The sequence below is a fragment of the Autumnicola lenta genome, assembly GCF_031846515.1.
Lineage (GTDB): Bacteria > Bacteroidota > Bacteroidia > Flavobacteriales > Flavobacteriaceae > Autumnicola > Autumnicola lenta.
Genome location: NZ_JAVRHO010000017.1, coordinates 21,879 through 36,967, shown reverse-complemented (window position 1 = coordinate 36,967; position 15,089 = coordinate 21,879). Strand labels below are relative to the sequence as shown.

At 39.5% G+C, this 15,089-nt stretch carries 10 protein-coding genes; 5 read left to right on the top strand and 5 right to left on the bottom strand.

Annotation, left to right across the window (positions count from 1 at the left end):
• Positions 1–156 precede the first annotated feature (156 nt).
• Both RM545_RS12385 and RM545_RS12380 read right to left on the bottom strand, forming a co-directional pair.
• Complete coding sequence (locus tag RM545_RS12385; RefSeq protein ID WP_311495596.1) at positions 157–2,844, bottom strand: AsmA family protein; 2,688 nt, start codon at positions 2,842–2,844, stop codon at positions 157–159.
• Positions 2,845–2,847: 3 nt separating this feature from the next.
• Positions 2,848–3,549, bottom strand: a complete 702-nt coding sequence (locus RM545_RS12380) for a queuosine precursor transporter (protein ID WP_311495630.1) — start codon at positions 3,547–3,549, stop codon at positions 2,848–2,850.
• A gap of 117 nt (positions 3,550–3,666) precedes the next feature.
• Between RM545_RS12380 and folK the strand changes: the two genes are divergently transcribed.
• The gene (gene folK, locus RM545_RS12375; RefSeq protein WP_311495595.1) at positions 3,667–4,806 is read left to right on the top strand and encodes a 2-amino-4-hydroxy-6-hydroxymethyldihydropteridine diphosphokinase; all 1,140 of its coding nucleotides are present in this window, start codon (positions 3,667–3,669) and stop codon (positions 4,804–4,806) included.
• A 33-nt stretch (positions 4,807–4,839) separates the two neighbouring features.
• On the opposite strand, the gene RM545_RS12370 is transcribed toward folK, so the two are convergent.
• The 3 genes from RM545_RS12370 to RM545_RS12360 form a co-directional block, all read right to left on the bottom strand.
• The gene (locus RM545_RS12370) at positions 4,840–6,513 is read right to left on the bottom strand and encodes a right-handed parallel beta-helix repeat-containing protein (RefSeq protein WP_311495594.1); all 1,674 of its coding nucleotides are present in this window, start codon (positions 6,511–6,513) and stop codon (positions 4,840–4,842) included.
• 321 nt (positions 6,514–6,834) lie between these two features.
• Entirely contained in the window at positions 6,835–7,377 is a 543-nt protein-coding gene (locus tag RM545_RS12365) for an RNA methyltransferase (RefSeq protein WP_311495593.1), read from the bottom strand.
• Between the two features lie 200 nt (positions 7,378–7,577).
• Complete coding sequence (locus RM545_RS12360; protein ID WP_311495592.1) at positions 7,578–9,977, bottom strand: right-handed parallel beta-helix repeat-containing protein; 2,400 nt, start codon at positions 9,975–9,977, stop codon at positions 7,578–7,580.
• Positions 9,978–10,346: 369 nt separating this feature from the next.
• On the opposite strand from RM545_RS12360, the gene RM545_RS12355 reads away from it, so the two are divergent.
• From RM545_RS12355 to RM545_RS12340, 4 genes are all read left to right on the top strand, one after another.
• Positions 10,347–12,179, top strand: coding sequence for an ABC transporter ATP-binding protein (locus RM545_RS12355; RefSeq protein ID WP_311495591.1), 1,833 nt, complete (start codon positions 10,347–10,349; stop codon positions 12,177–12,179).
• 33 nt (positions 12,180–12,212) lie between these two features.
• Positions 12,213–12,623, top strand: a complete 411-nt coding sequence (locus RM545_RS12350; protein WP_311495590.1) for a hypothetical protein — start codon at positions 12,213–12,215, stop codon at positions 12,621–12,623.
• A 211-nt stretch (positions 12,624–12,834) separates the two neighbouring features.
• Entirely contained in the window at positions 12,835–13,719 is an 885-nt protein-coding gene (locus RM545_RS12345) for an alpha/beta hydrolase (protein WP_311495589.1), read from the top strand.
• A gap of 1 nt (position 13,720) precedes the next feature.
• Positions 13,721–14,977: an ATP-binding cassette domain-containing protein gene (locus RM545_RS12340; protein WP_311495588.1), complete on the top strand. Its 1,257-nt coding sequence runs from the start codon at positions 13,721–13,723 to the stop codon at positions 14,975–14,977.
• Positions 14,978–15,089 lie beyond the last annotated feature (112 nt).

The following is a 15,089-nucleotide window of genomic DNA, read 5'->3' as shown; positions in this document are numbered from 1 at the left end:
CCTGTATTCTTTTAATTAGGAAACATCATTTAAAATTAAGGATGAAAATTGCCATTTTTTGAATAAGCCGTTTTAGTAGAAAGTGAAGAGAAAAGAAAAAAATCTTTTCACTCTCCTCTCTCCACTTCTTCCACTCTCCACTTCTTTTACCCTTCACTAGTTCCCGGTAGTATCCTTCTTTTTCGTCCTGTTGTTTAGAATTCCGCCAAGAATGTTACGTGCTGCTTCCTCTACCTTATCTTCATTACTTTGCGGCGGAGTCTGTTGCGGAGTTGCGGTGCTGTCTGCGGCGGTAGGATCCTGTGGCGCTGAATTATCTGTAGTTCTTCTGCCTTTTAAAACATCATTTATGGCGTCAAGCCCTCTTTGCTGCAGTTTCTCTTTTTGCTGCTGAGCGATCTTCTGAGTAAGATTTGTGACCGCCTGCTGCATGTTCAGGTTAATCTGCGGATTATCAAAAGTTCCGCTTAGGTTCACCGGTAGTGCTACCATCATATCCTGAATATTTTCGCCACTTAACTGCCCGATCGCACCTCCAATTTGGCTTCCCAGGTATCTCGCAGGAACATCCAGGTTTACGCTGTAATTCATATCCATATCAAAACCGTGCGAACCTGCAACTTCCACGTTTATTCCTTCCACGTCAAAATTAAAGGGGGAAATTTCCACATTTCCGTTATTAAATGTAAGATTGGTTCTAAGATTGTCGAGATCAATATCGTTAAGGTCTATAAAACTTAACTCATTATCCAACCTGCTCAGCAATGGCATATTATCCGGATTTATTTCTGCAGTTAATATTTGTGCTAAGGCATTTCCGGCAAGGCTTTGGAGCTGCGGAGTCATATCATTATTTAAATTTCCCTGCAGGTTTAAAGTGGTCTGTAATTTTCCTTCCAGGGCATTTGCAATTGGTGCGAGTGCCTGCAGCATTTCCATACTATTAAAGGACTGGGCGATGTTAAGTGAATTCAGGTTCAGGTCCATCTGGAAAGTAGGCGTGGGATTTTTTGTTGAAACATTCCCGTCCAAAGCAATACTTCCTTCAAAAATATTACTGGTCACATTTTGCAGCGTAGCGGTCTCATCCCTAAGAATAATTGTTCCTGTAGTGTTTTTTAGCTCAAGGTTATCGTACAGAACCCGGCTGGCATTAAAGGCAACCTGCACATCCAGGAAAGAAGGGATTTTCACAGCTTCTTCCCCGTTAGTTGGGGCTGGAGTGTTTTCTTCTGAAGTTGCTTCATTATCTTCTGCAGCGGTTTCTTCAGTTTCAGCAACCATAAAATCATTTACTACAAATGTGTTGGAATTCACCTGAAAGTTTCCTTTTAAAGCCTGTTCAGTAAAAAGATAACCCATTAAATTCTGAATATTTCCAGAAGCAGTGATATCGGTTTGTCCCGTAGTCATTTTCAATTCCGGCACTGTCACATTTCCCTGGTTAAAGTTGAGGTTGGCACTGGCAATTTGCACTTCATTGGGGATTTCAGGAGACCTGTAGCTAAAATTCCTGATGCTGGCAGTTCCCTTACTGTTTACATTTTGATATTGTTCATTTTCAATAGAATTCATGTCAAAACTGGTAGTAAGGTCGGCGGTTAAGATTCCGTTGAGGTCTAAATCCATGTCCAGCGGATACGCCTGCTCGATATTTGCCAAATTTATGGTTCCATTTACATTCAGGTTTACCAGCATGTTTTCCATAAGATTGCGCACACTTCCGTTAGCAGCAAACCTGTCCTGATCTATCCGGAAGGTGACATTGTCAAAAGTGATATAGGTGTCATCTACAAGTCCGATTTCATTGATAATTTTTAAATCCAGGTTAATATCCTGAACGCTTTTCGGTAAATCTGGATATTTGAAGGATGCATTATTCGAACTTACTTTAATATCCATCTTTGGGATATAGGTTTCGTCAACAACCCCACGGATCATTCCGTTTACGACAAAATCTCCATTAGTTTCAACATTTTCTATATTCTTTGCATATTCTTCAGGAATAACAGCAAGGAAATTCTTAAAGTCAGAAGATGGGGTTTTAAAACTGAGGTCAATTTCGCTATTATCGTCATTTACCTGTACATAACCATCAAAAGTTAGTGGTAACTGGTTAATTGTTGCTTCATTCTCCAGGAAAGTATACCTCATATTTTCAAGATCCATTTGGATAACCGCATCCAGCGCAATCCGGTTTCGGTTTAAATAATTGGTCCCGTCAAAATCAAAGGTTACCAAAGCATTTGTTTCAGTATCCAGTTCACTCTCGTCCAGCGAAAAATCGCCGGTGCCGTTGTGGTTAAAATCTTCAAGAATAAGGGCCATTTTAGAACCTTCATCTACATATTTTAATCGGGAATTGTTGATTTCGTAATGTTTTAAGTCCAGGCTAAACCCGCTGGCAGTAGTAGTGTCTACGGTGGCCGTAGCCGTGGTATCTTCAATAGCAATATCATAATTGGCATTTCCAAGGGAGTCCACTTTTATGTTTACATAAGCATTATTCAGGCGGAATTCATCTATACTTTTTGGTTCTTCACTGCCCTTAAAAAGTTCTTTAACAGACATTTCCAACAGCACTTCTTCGCTTAATGCCAGCGTATCTCCTTCAAAAGGAGCTTTGTTAATCACACTCACATCACTAAGAACTACCGTCGCCTGAGGAAAACTTCTGAAAAAGCTAAGGTCAATCTCGCTGAATTCAACCTGGGCGTTCACATTTTTATTGATTGTTTTTTTTACAAAATTTTCAATTTGTGTTTCGAAAACAAAGGGAGCGGCGATTAAAATAATAACCACCACTAAAATGAAAATTCCGAATATCTTAAGTGCTTTTTTCATAAACTATACTTTTAAATCCTGTCCGGGATCTTTTAATTCTTCGCCTTGCTTCAGACCAAACTTTTTTCTAAGTGCATAGACACCCAGGTATAAAAACGGAGTGTCTAAAGCGGCAACCAGAACTTTAAAAAGGAATCCGCTAAGTAACAATCCGCCAAACAGGTTCCATTCAATTTTATTGAAACTACAGAGCAAAAATAAGACCGAAAAAGTATCTACGAACTGTGACAGGAAAGTTGAAAAATTATTCCGCAGCCATAAATGTTTTCCTTTAGTGAGTTTTTTCCAGAAATGGAACAGCTGAATGTCGATATATTGGGCGAGGAGGTAGGCTACCATAGAAGCAAAAACCGCAATGGTAGTGGCGCCAAAGACTGTTGTGAAAAGTTGGTTGCCAACAGGAGACCATGTTGTGGCAGGAACAGCGTCTGCCAGAAAAATGATGAGTAAGGAAAAAAAGGAGGCGAAAATTCCGGCAGTTACAATCTGGTTGGCTTTGCGTTTGCCATAAACTTCACTAATAATGTCAGTAATAAGAAAAGTGACAGGATAGGGTAAAATCCCTACGGAAATTTCAAAAGTGTAAAATCCGAAGAAATCCCAGTAAAAATATTTCTGAAAAATGAGGTTGGAAACTACCAGGGAAGCGATAAATAAAGCCCCCAGAATAAGATAAATCCTTTGTGCTGAAAGTTGGTCTCTAATATGAAGTTGCGTTACATTATTTTTTTAAAGACTTGAGGCGAAATTAAGGAGATGTGATTTTGTTTTACTTAATTTGCTGTGAAATTTTTCACCGGGTCCTATTAAATCTTTTCTCCATTGAATTCCCCTAAATTAGTCTATATTGCGCTGGGAAGCAACGTTGGCGAACGTTTTCTATTTTTGCAGGATGCTGTAGATCGACTTTTTGAAGAAGTGGGGGAGGTTAAAGCTATTTCTAAAGTGTATGAAACTCCGGCCTGGGGTTTTAACGGAAACTCTTTTCTTAATGCCTGCGTTACTGTTGCTACACGATTTTCTTCGGAAGAGGTGCTGCGTAAATTATTACAAATAGAAACTGAAGCCGGCCGTAGCAGAACAGGTTCAGGGAATTACCAGAACCGCACGCTGGATCTCGATATTTTGCTTTTTGAGGATGAGGTTATGGAAACCGAAAACCTGAAAATTCCGCATCCTGAAATGCAGAACCGCAAATTTGTACTTCAGCCTTTACACGATATCGCTGCCAAAGAAATGCATCCGGTTCTGAAAAAAACAATTTCCGGACTCCTTCAGCAGACCAAAGACAAAACCGAAATAAACCGAATTTCTGAAGAATTAAAACTTCTGCAGAAAAATTACAGCTTTAAAAACTACAATTATATAGCGGTCGAAGGGAATATTGGCGCAGGAAAAACAAGTTTTTCCACCATGATTTCCCAGGATTTCAACGCAAAACTGATTCTGGAGCGTTTTAAAGATAATCCGTTTTTACCGAAATTTTATGAAGATAAGGAGCGTTATGCTTTTTCGCTGGAAATGTCATTTTTAGCAGATCGCTACCAGCAACTTTCTGATGATATTTCGCAATACGATCTTTTTAAGGATTTTGTGATTTCAGATTACGACGTTTTTAAATCGCTGATATTTGCCAAAATCACCCTTCAGGAAGATGAATATTTGCTGTACAATAAGCTGTTCCATCTTATGTACAAGGAACTGGTGAAACCTGAGTTGTACATTTATCTGTATCAGAATACCGACAGATTGCTCGAAAATATTAAAAAGCGTGGCCGCGATTATGAGCAGAACATTCAGTCGGAATATCTAATGGAAATCAATAAATCTTACCTTTCTTTTATTAAATCGCAAACGGGAATGAAGGTTCAGATCATAGATATTTCCGATAAAGATTTTGTGAATAACCGTAAAGATTATCTTGCTTTATTGGCGGAAATAGAGAATGATGTTGAAAATTGATTTGTGAAGATTACCTATAAAAGTTATTAGAACCTACCGGGTAGCTACTGTTTTTCCTGTTTGAAAACTGGTATATGCACCAATATCCTCAGATTGGATTTGTACAAGACTGTTTCCGAAAAAATCTATAACACCTTTGTCCACTGGAAGTTCTATTCCAGCATTTATTGCCGGGGATCCGGTTTTTAGTTTATAGGCTTCTAAAGAGGTAAGGGTATTTCCAAAACCAATTACATCGCCTTTACCCGGTCTAAGCAGGAAAGGATCTCCCTGGTGACCTGAATCGATTCCATTTTCTACTTCGTTTCCTGTACTACGGAAATCCGCAAGTGAACTATAATTAATGCCTTGGTATTGGATTTTGTAATTATCTTCAGCAAAATAGAGATTGCCCTTAAATTCAGCGGCATATCCGGAAGGTAAGATAATAAGGTCTGCTTCACCGCTAGTGTACAAAATGTTGTTCATTATTTGCACATTATTATTAATGGGCTCCCAGGTGTTGAATTTAACTGCTGCGGCTGAGGTATTTGTATTTTGTTCAGCAATATAAAAAGTGTTGTTGTGAATAATAATATCGCTCATGGTGTTTGAGGAACCGCCGTTAAAAAGATATACACTGCCACCGTTGGTAGCAGCATCATTTTGACTGATGTTGTACCTAATTATAATATTTTTCATTGGTCTGGCGCCATTAAACTGTCCTGCCATAAAACCAGCGCCGTCGTTATCATGTGAATAATTATATTGCATTGTGCCGTTGGTAACCCCGCCGTCCAGGTCGAATCCACCACCATCACACCCAGTACCGGAACTTATATTATAAGCTTCACAATGCTGGATGGTTACTTGGTCTGAATCCCAGTACCAGATACCTACAGGTCCGCCACAATTTGTATTTCCAATACCGCAGTTATAAACTGTAGTATACTCTATAATAGAATTTTGTACATCTGAAAGAACAACCCCATTTCCGGAATGCTTGGGCTTATCGTACCCGGGAATGTTATAAACTTCGCAGTTTCTTACATTTATATTGGAATGGGCGTAGCCTCTTTTACTTGCTGAAAAAAATCCGTAGGAAGATATTCCTACATCAAGAATATCATGGATTTTATTGTTTTCAATGAGCACGTTTTTATAGCCTGAATTGCCATTATATCCTCCTATTACAATACCAAAATTTCTGAACCCGAAGACCTCGCAATTGGTGATTTCAACTTTTTCCAGTTTGACATCGCCGTCAAGGTCATTATAAAACTGAATGCCTGAATCAGAATTGGTATACATTCCGTTTCCCTGAAAGATGAGATTGTCGATTAACACGCCTCCGGTGTTGTAAGCATTAAGACCATATCCATTTCCTGCCCTGATCATGGCCTTTCCCTGGGCGTAAGTAGTAATTTCTATTGGTTTTGAAGGGTTATTGGCATCTTTGTGGTCTAAAATAATGGTGCCTGGGAATTCCTCCCCACCCTCGAAAAGCACAACGCTTCCAGGCGCTAAATCTATACTGTTCAATTTCTCAATAGACTTCCAGGCATCTTCAGGCGAATTTCCATTGTTGGAATCATCACCATGCGGACTTATATAGTATGTGTTCTCCAATTGAGTCAAGGCTTCTTCCATTTCACCTTGAAATTGTGGTGTACATGAGCTAAGGCTGATTACAGCCAAAGTACAAAATATGGTGTACAATTGTCTCATGTGAACAGTAGTAGGTTAAGATGTTTGAAGCTGTCAATTCCGGAGGGGACCTTAAATGTAATCCTATGCTGTCGGAATTTACACTTACAAAGAAACATTATTTATGGTTTAAAAACAAAAATAATCGATTAAGTGTATAATCTGTTTTGAAGATGTTTTTCTAACGGTAATAGAATTATAAGAAAATTCAGAACTCCTGAAGCCGGCATAAGTTTTATTTGAAGAGAAGGGGATTTGTTCGATAAGGCCTGTAAAAAAGTGCCGGTTGGTAGGGATAATTAAAAGATTCTGGAATTATTGGCTTAAAGGATTAAATGCCAATTAAGAAGTTGCTGAAATTTTCACAAACAGATCCCACAGTACAACTCCGGTGCTTACAGAAATATTAAGGGAATGTTTACTGCCCAGCTGGGGAATTTCAATAATGCCGTTACTGGCAGAGACCACTGCCTGCTTTACGCCTTTTACTTCATTTCCAAAAACCACAGCGCAGGTTTTTCCTCTTTCGGGTTGGAAATCATTCAGCATTACTGCGCCTTCGGCCTGTTCAATAGAAAATACTTTTACATCGTTTTGCTGGAGACGTTTGATCACATCCAGGGTATCTTCAACATATTCCCATGCCACTGTTTCTGTGGCGCCCAGTGCAGTTTTTTGAATGTCTTTATGTGGTGGTTTCGCAGTTATTCCGCAGAGATAAATTTTTTCGATGAGGAAGGCATCTGCAGTTCTAAACACAGAACCAATGTTATTAAGGCTTCGTATGTTGTCGAGAATGACGATAATTGGGGTTTTCTTAGCCTCTTTAAATTCTTCTATAGATTTACGCTCCAGTTCGCTGTTTCTAAGTTTACGGTTTTCCATGGTTCAAAATTAAATATTCTTAACCGGAGAACGAAAATAAATTGCAGTAACAGGATTTGGGGTTTCTTGAATGTAGGAAAGCTTTAGAAGCCAGCAGCATTGGTTAAAGGTGAACATATATATTGTAATATATGGAATTAAAGGAAACTAAAGAGGAAGCTTGCAGTGCTTGTAATATCTGCAGGCTTCCTTTCACTACTCTAGAGGGTAAGTTGGGGTGCTTTCCCTTGAGTAGCTTTAGTTGTTTCTATTAATTTAACATGAGCGCCAATATCGGGATAGGTGTTTTCAGAAAGTTTATTTCCGAAGAAGCCGTGATTACCAGAACTAAAAGGTAATTCAACTCCTTCGTTAATTGCAGGGGAAGTTGTTTGCAATTTATAAGCTTCAAGAGTTGTCAAGTCATTTCCGAATCCAATGGTACTGCCTTTCCCTGCGTTATTCAGTAATGGCTTGCCTTCATAGCCAAGAAGTTCTTCATTATGTATTTCATTTCCTGTGCTGCGGAAATCTTCCAGAGAATTATAGTAGGTTCCCTGAAATTTTAACTGGAAAGAACCTGAAGAATAGTAGAGATTACCGGCAAATTTTCCGTCGTAATTAGAAGGAATGCTTACCAGATCAGCACCATTGTCAGCATACAAAATGTTGTTATAGAAATTGATATTATCCTTAACAGGATACCAACTTGAGTACTTTATATTTGCGGCAGCGGTATTACTGCTTTTCTCACTTAGGTAAAGCGTGTTGTTGTACACGTAAATGTCCTGCATAACCTCATTTCCGTTGAAGAGATAGACACTTCCGCCGTTGGTGGCGGCATCATTCTGGCTGATGTTATAGCGAACAGTTATATTTTTCATGGGTCGTGCTCCTGTAAACTGGCCAATTAGATAGCCTGCTCCATCATTATCATGAGAATAATTATACTGCATAATCCCATTGGTTACGCCGCCATCGAGGTCAAAGCCGCCTCCATCACATCCTGTGCCGGAGCTAATATTATAAGCTTCACAATATTGAATAGTTACCTGGTCTGCATCCCAATACCAGATGCCTACAGGACCTCCGCAATTGGTATTGCCACTACCGCAATTATAGACTGTGCACTGTTCTATGACAGAATTTTGAACGTCTGATAACACAATGCCGTTCCCGGAATGTGAATTTTTACTATATCCCGTAATATTGTAGACTTCGCAATTTCTTACAATTATATTCGAGTGGGCATAACCGGTTTTAGTGGAAGAAAAATATCCGTAAGAAGTTATGCCTTTATCAAGACAGTCATGGACCTTATTGTTTTCTATTAAGACATTACTGAAACCGGAGTTTCCATTATAAGCTCCAATAGTAATTCCGGATTTTCTAAAGCCGTAAATTTCACAATCAGTTACTTCCACAAAATCCAGCGTTACGTCTCCGGGAAGATCATTATAAAATGTAATACCATCTTTGGTATTTGTTTCAGCTCCGCTTCCGGCTACAACGAGATTATTCACTTTAATTCCTGCGGTATTATAGGCATAAATTCCAAATTCGTCTCCGGCATTTATAGTCGCTCGTCCTGTTCCGTAGGATCCTATAAGGACAGGATTCGCTGGATTATTGGCATCATTACTATCTAAATATAAGTTGCCGTTGTGAACCTGGCCGCCTTCGAAGAGTACCTGGTCTCCCGGCTGCAGGTCTATATCATTTATCATGGATATGTTTTTCCAGGCACTGTTGGAGGATAAGCCATTTCTGCTGTCGTCGCCTTCAGCACTTACATAATACGTTGTAGATGGGCAATCGCTGTCACTGGAGAAAAAGCCCTCGATAATCCCCTGATCGATTGATTTAAACGCAATATCTCCGGAAATTGTAGAACAGGGATCTCCGGAAGATTCGTTTTTAAACCTGTGTATTCCGTTCCATTCTACTGAACTATTGGTGTAAATACCGTTCGTATATTCACAGATAGTATAGTCGTTGCTCGTACTGCAGGTTTGCTCAATTACCACCTGGGTGTCTAACAGAATACCCAAAACAGCCTGAATGGTGACTTTACTGGTACCGTCTGCAGTCGTTAGCATCATATTGAAAATTCTTTCATCATTGTTTAAAGGAATTCCATTAATAGAATCTTTTTCTTCACAATTGGTGCATTGGTAGGTCCCGGTAATAGGTGTAACCGAATTATGTTCGGTACTTTCACTGGCTACTATAGAACCTGACTGATCTTTGAAAACCACATTCGAAATCACCGGCTCTTCATTATCATCTAAATTAAAAGTAAAGGAGAAATCCTGGGAATCAAACTCCAGTTTAAAATCGTGACTTTTGTTTTCTTCCGTAAGACTTACCAGTTGTGCTTCATAAATCTCTCCTGTGTGCGTGGTTATTTTTCCAACGGCATTTTCTTTTAGAGAGGACAAGTTCTTAACACCTGCAGGAATTTTCAGATCAAATATTCCTCTTGCTTTAGAATTATATGTGGCGAAGATTCCCTTATAAATTGAAGTGGTGCCTGGGTTAATCTTTTCGGTTAATTCTTTGGAGAAGATTTCAGGCTCATCTTTGGAGCAGGAAAGAGTAAGAAAGGTTAGTAGAACCAAGCTTAACAATTTTAGCGGGATCTTTTTGAAGCTCTGTAAATAAATATTTCTTTCGATCATAGTCATCATTATTTCTGCCTGAGTTTGGGGCGATCAACAGTTAGTTTCGGCTAAAAACTGATGCAATAAGTGACTTAATTCGTTTATAGGCAAAAATAATCGATAAAGTGCATGTTAAAATTTTAAGAGAATTTAATTTCAAGTGCCGACGCGAAACAAATATCGAGTAATGGCCACATTAATCAGGTTTTATGCTTGAAATGGAGATGATTAAAAATTTTGGAAAGAAAATTCTTATATTTAAGTCTGGGGTATTCATTTCTGAGAGTTTCGTGGGTATCATTTTAGTTCTTAAATTGCAGTAAAAAATTGCCGCCAAAGAAAAAATCGTTAGAGCCCAACAAAATTAATTTAAGGGAGAGTTTTGCTTCCCTAAAGTTCGTTCCCAGGTTTTTTAAAGAAATCAGGAAAGTGAATCCGGCGCTTTTCTATGCCAACCTGCTATGCCGCGTAGTTAATGCTTTTTTGCCGGTACTTATTCTTTATGTCGGGAAACTCATTATAGATGAAGTTGTACTGCAGATCGCTGCGGAAGAAAAAGATCTTGAACGGCTTTGGATTTTAGTCGCAGTCGAATTCGGACTGGCGGTAATTTCAGATTTGATTAGTCGCGGAATAAGTTTGAGCGACGGACTGCTAGGCGATCAATATTCCATAAATACTTCGGTCAAAATCATAAAAAAAACATCGGAATTAAATCTGGACCAACTCGAAGATTCAGAGTTTTACGATAAGCTGGAGCGGGCGAGGCAGCAGACTACCGGCCGTGTTGGTTTGATGTCCAACATTCTCACGCAGGGTGAAGATGTGGTCGTGATCCTGTCTTTGCTGGGTGGAGTTGTGGCTTTTGAGCCCTGGCTGATTATTTTGCTGGTCGTTTCCATAATTCCCACCATTATTAATGAAATTAAATTCAGCGGCACCAGTTATTCCCTCGCCCGCAGCTGGACCCAGGAACGGCGGGAACTTGATTATCTGCGTTATGCCGGTGCCAGTGATGTTACCGCGAAAGAGGTGAAATTGTTCGGACTCTCAGATTATCTCGCGAACCGGTTTAAAAACTTATCCGATACGTATTATACGCAGAGTAAAAAACTGGCAAAAGAACGTGCAGGCTGGGGTTCTTTTTTTAACGTGATCGGTACTTCGGCCTATTACGGCGCGTATGTTTTTATAATCTTCAGAACCGTGGCAGGTGTGTTTACGCTCGGCGACCTTACTTTTCTTTCCGGATCATTTAACCGGCTGCGTTCCAAACTACAGGGATTTTTCACCCGCTTTACGGCAATTACCGAGAGCGCTTTATACCTTCAGGATTATTTTGAATTTCTTGATCTTACTTATGCGGAAAATTCTTCGGAAGGGAAACTGCCTTTGCCGAAGAAAATCAAGAAGGGATTTGAATTTAAGAATGTCGGCTTTAAATATCCAAAATCTGAAATGTGGGTGGTCAGAAACATCAATTTTCAACTGAAGGCTGGTGAAAAACTTGCTTTTGTTGGGGAAAACGGCGCCGGAAAAACGACGCTAATCAAATTACTGTTGAGGTTTTATGAACCTACCGAAGGAGAAATCCTGTTGGATGGCGTTCCGGTGAAACAATATAAACAGAGCGAATATCAACAGTATTTTGGGGTAATCTTCCAGGATTTTGTAAAGTTTGAATTAACGCTGCGCGAAAATATCGCCATGGGTGCTATTGAAGAAATCCATAACCAGGAAAGATTAGATGGCGCCGCAGAAAAAAGCCTGGCCTTAGAGGTGGTCTCAGAATTTCCTATGGGTTACAATCAGCAGCTTGGGAAACGATTTAAGAATGGAAAAGACCTTTCCGGTGGGCAGTGGCAAAAAATTGCGATTGCCAGAGCTTATATGAAAGATGCTGAGGTTTTAATTTTAGACGAGCCAACTTCGGCTTTAGATGCCCGTGCAGAAACTGAAGCTTTCGATAGATTTATTAAATTAACCGAAGGAAAAACCGCCGTAATTATTTCCCACAGGTTTAGTACAGTAAGAATTGCCGACAGGATTATGGTTTTAAAAGACGGCGATGTGCTGGAAATTGGAACGCACCATGAATTGATGAAAAACGATAAATTGTATGCGGAATTGTTTAATTTACAGGCAGCGGGATATCAATAAAGGCGGCCCTATCTCAATTAAAGATAAAATTCAATGAATATTGACCTGATAAGGCTATTGGTAGACTTTGGAATGTTAGTGCTAATCTGGATGGTGCAGTTGGTAGTGTATCCGGGGATGTGCCACTACAAAACTGAAGATTTAAATAGCTGGCATAAAATCTACACAAAACGCATTGCAGTGATTGTAGCACCTTTAATGATCGTCCAGGTGCTGGTTTCGGTGGTTCAATTTTTTAATCGTATAGATATTTATACCGCGGGCAGTATTATTTTCATCATAATTATTTGGCTACTGACTTTCCTGATTTTTGTGCCATTGCATAATTCTATTGGGCCTGATAAATCATGCGAAAGAATTACTAATAATCTCGTTTCCAAAAATTGGTGGCGAACCGGCCTCTGGTCTTTACTATTTATCTGGACATTTTTTGAAAATCTTTAAGTCTGAAAAGAGTTCAAGGTTTAAAAGTTTAAAAGTGTAAAGGAAGTGGAGAGAGTGGGAAGGTTAGAGGTAATATGAACATCTTTTTTATTCAAAATTATGAGCCTCTGGCGCAACAAACAACAAACAACAAACAACAAACAACAGACAACCAAAAAATATGAAAAAAAATATTCTTTTATTAATTTTAATTTTAACAACAACCTCTGTTATGGCGCAAGATGTAACACTTCCTTTATGGCCGAATAATATTCCTAACAGTCAGAAGTCTGAAGAAAAGGAAAAATCTGAAAAAGACGGCTTTAACTGGGTTACTAAGGTTCAGGAGCCAAATATTGCGGTGTATTTGCCTGCAAAGCAAACAGCCACCGGGCAGGCTGTGGTCATTGCTCCCGGCGGTGGATATGCTGGTCTTGCTTACGACTGGGAAGGGACAGATTTTGCGAAATGGTTAAATTCTAAAGGCATTGCGGGGATTGTTCTAAAATACAGGCTGCCCGGCTCAAAATCGGTTAAAGTTGGACACGAAGCTCCTTTGCAGGATGTGCAACGGGCAATGCGTTTGGTGCGTTCCGAGGCTAATAATTGGAACATCGATCAAAATAAAGTCGGGATCATGGGTTTTTCTGCTGGCGGGCATGTGGCTTCGACTTTGGGAACTCATTTTGACCACGAGGGTGCTTTTGAGAAAGATTCCGTAGACGCTTTAAACGCACGCCCAGATTTTATGGCGCTTATTTATCCGGTAATTACGATGGATGAAAAGTTTACGCATCAAGGCTCCAAAAACGCGCTGCTCGGAGAAAATCCTTCCGAAGATTTAGTTGAGAATTTTTCAAATGAATTACAGGTAAAACCCAATACGCCGCCAACTTTTTTGCTTCATGCTACAGATGATGAATCAGTGCCGGTGGAGAACAGCCTGAGATTTTATGAAGCATTAAAAGCAAAAGATATTCCGGTGGAAATGCATATTTATCCTGAAGGTGGCCACGGATTTTCTTTTGGTCTTGGCAAAGGCTATTTGTCATCCTGGACAGACAGGCTTGCCGATTGGCTGCAGGCTTTAAATGAAGAGAATTTGGAGAATATATAATATGAAGCGCATAAAACACTACGCCCTTTATGGCGGGGAGGATTCAGGGAATCAAAAATGGTCTCAAAAGTTGTTAAGTGGAGACACCGAAGCGATTCTGCCTAATTTAAATTCTACAAACGGCGTGGTTTTTTCTGAAGCTGTTCTGGATAAGTTCATAGAGGAAGACTACAAACACGGGAGGTCGAAAATTGCCATTTTTAAAGGTCGGTCTTTGCGCACGTTTTCCAGCGGAGAAAAACGCAAGGCTTTGCTTAACTTTCTGCTGAAGCAAAACCCCGATTTTCTCATTTTGGATAGTCCGTTTGATAATTTAGATAAGGAATCGGTCGTAGAATTGAAGATCAGACTCCAAAAAGTATCTGAAACTATTCAAATCATCCAGATCTTTAAGCGGAAAGAGGATATTTTGCCATTTATAGATGAAATTCTGCTTATGGAAGGCGGAAAAGTGCAAAAAACGATAATATTGGATGAATTCTTAGCTGAAAAACCTTCCGAAGAAATATTTCCGAAGATAAAGAGCATTCCGGAAGCGCCTTCAGAATTTGAGAATGTTCCTGAAGTCCTGGTGGAACTGGAGAAGGTTTCCGTTAATTATGAAGAGCGACCAATTTTGGCAAATATCAGCTGGGAGATTAAAAAAGGGCAATTCTGGAAACTCACCGGCCCAAACGGGTCTGGAAAAACCACCATTTTGAGCATGATTTACGGAGACAATCCAAAGGCTTATGGTGAAAACGTGTATTTATTCGGAAATAAAAAGGGCAGCGGGGAAAGTGTTTGGGAAATCAAGAAGAAAATCGGCTATTTCTCCCCGGCATTAACCGAATTGTTCAATAGGAGAAATACAGTACTGGAAATGGTAGTTTCCGGATTAATGGACAGCATCGGACTTTACCAAAGACCGGGTTTTAAGCAATTGGCATTGGCGAAGGAGTGGCTAAAAACGCTTCAACTGGAGCATCAGGAAAAAAAAGTGTTTGTAGATTTACCTTTGCTGCAACAACGTATGCTGCTTATTGCAAGGGCGATGATCAAGCATCCGCCGTTGCTTATTCTGGATGAACCAACTTCAGCATTGGACGATAAGAGTGCTCTTAAAATCACTAATCTTATCAATATTATTTCAGCTGAAACGGAAACCGCAGTGGTTTATGTTTCGCACAGAAAAGAAAAAGGTCTAAAACCGGAATTTGAATTTAAGCTGATTCCTTCAGAAAATGGCTCTGTTGGAAAAGTTTCTGTTAGTTCTTAGTCTGTGGTTCGTCGTTCACAGAAATTCAAAATTTTAAATTTTTCATTTAAAGTAATTGATCGGGTACTGTGAATAAAAATAAATAACTTCCAAAGCATTCTTTTCTAATCAA

What these genes read in the sequence shown, in the direction of transcription:
- RM545_RS12385 (WP_311495596.1), bottom strand. Translation starts at nt 2,844, where the DNA reads ATGAAAAAAGCACTTAAGATATTCGGAATTTTCATTTTAGTGGTGGTT.
- RM545_RS12340 (WP_311495588.1), top strand. Translation starts at nt 13,721, where the DNA reads ATGAAGCGCATAAAACACTACGCCCTTTATGGCGGGGAGGATTCAGGG.
- RM545_RS12370 (WP_311495594.1), bottom strand. Translation starts at nt 6,513, where the DNA reads ATGAGACAATTGTACACCATATTTTGTACTTTGGCTGTAATCAGCCTT.
- RM545_RS12345 (WP_311495589.1), top strand. Translation starts at nt 12,835, where the DNA reads ATGGCGCAAGATGTAACACTTCCTTTATGGCCGAATAATATTCCTAAC.
- RM545_RS12365 (WP_311495593.1), bottom strand. Translation starts at nt 7,377, where the DNA reads ATGGAAAACCGTAAACTTAGAAACAGCGAACTGGAGCGTAAATCTATA.
- RM545_RS12350 (WP_311495590.1), top strand. Translation starts at nt 12,213, where the DNA reads ATGAATATTGACCTGATAAGGCTATTGGTAGACTTTGGAATGTTAGTG.